Raw genomic sequence first — 1,291 nt, 5'->3', positions numbered from 1 at the left:
GCCGCCCCGTACGTCTGGCAGCCGGCCAGCAGCGCCGTGACGCCGGCCGCGCCGCCGCCGGCCAGGACCGCCCGCCGACAGGGCCGGGCGTCCCGTGGATCGTCGCTCATCCCGTTGTCCCTCCCGGCGCGCGTCACCGCTGCACGCCGAACGTCGTGAAGTACCAGACCGACGAGGTCAGCCACACCCCGATGAGCGCGGTGAAGACGACACCGCCGACCACCGGCAGCACCCAGCCGGCCAGGCCGGGCTTCGGCAGGGCGAGCATCTTCGTGGTGAACACCCCGAAGAAGAAGCACCCGAGCGCCGAGTGCAGCAGCGTCCGCAGGTCGGCGTCGGCGAAGCCCAGCGCGTAGAGGCAGTGCACCGCGACCGGAACGGTCAGCAGGAACGCGATCCGTCCCGACCAGCGGTGCGTGACGCCGGCCCAGGACGGCGTGAACCGGCCCAACCGGCCGTACATCGCCAGCGCGGAGAGCACCTGGAGGACCGCGAAGAGCGCCGCCCCGGTGCCCAGCCACACCTTGACCGTCTGCGCGCTGGAGAAGCCGGCGAGGTTGACCGCGATCCCGGTCGGCGGGTGGGTGCGGCCGTAGGCGCCCAGCGCCACCGCCACGCCCGCACCCACCAGCAGGGGCACGAGGAGCGACGCCCGGCCGGCGCGGGCCGGCGCCGGGTCGGCGAAGGGACCGGCGAACGGGTCGGGCAGCATCTCCACCCGTACGGTCGGCCCGGGGTCCATGGTGGCCCGGGGCCCGTTGCGGCGGTGGTCCGCCATCACCCACCGGTCCCGGTGCCCGGCACGACCGGCTCGGCGGTGATCCGGACGCCGTTGACGATCGTGGTGCCGAAGGCCGGATCCAGCGGCGGCGCCGACACCGGACGGCCGTTCCAGGTCACCACGCCGGTCTGCGTGCCGTCGGGCAGCAGGATCCAGCCACCGTCCACCCCCGCGTCGCGGACCTGCGCGGTGGCCCGGTAGAGCGCCGGCGCGTTTCCGCCGGTCGCGGTGGCCGTGAACGCCCACGTCCTTCCGCGGCCCGTCACCTCACCGGTGGCCCGGTCGCCGTCGATCCGCCCGGTCAACCGGGCGCCGTCCTTCCCGGACAGGTCGAGCGCGCCGCCGGTCACCGTGCCGCGCAGCCAGATCTCCAGGCTCCGGCCGTCGCAGACGTACGCCGACGCCTTGTCGCCCTTGACGGTGACGGCGATGGTCGCGCCGCCGTCGAGGCGGCCGGTCCAGGTGCCGTCCACCGCCGGTGCGGGTGCCGCCGGCGGCGGTGCCGGTTCG

The 1,291-nt window shown here is 75.5% G+C and carries 2 protein-coding genes; both read right to left on the bottom strand.

Going from position 1 to position 1,291, the window contains the following annotated elements:
* Nucleotides 1-133: 133 nt before the first annotated feature.
* Nucleotides 134-712 carry a DUF6529 family protein gene (locus AB0I76_RS30125; RefSeq protein ID WP_357042595.1) on the bottom strand — a complete coding sequence of 193 codons (579 nt, stop codon included), beginning with the start codon at nucleotides 710-712 and terminating at the stop codon, nucleotides 134-136.
* A 65-nt stretch (nucleotides 713-777) separates the two neighbouring features.
* Nucleotides 778-1,291 (bottom strand): hypothetical protein (locus AB0I76_RS30120; protein ID WP_357042592.1); only part of this gene is annotated, 514 nt, incomplete at its 5' end.

Origin of the sequence: Micromonospora sp. NPDC049799 (assembly GCF_040656655.1) — a bacterium.
In the GTDB taxonomy this organism is placed as follows: domain Bacteria; phylum Actinomycetota; class Actinomycetes; order Mycobacteriales; family Micromonosporaceae; genus Micromonospora.
The sequence above is the reverse complement of the archived record's forward strand: the minus strand, read 5'-3'. Positions and strand labels throughout refer to the sequence as shown.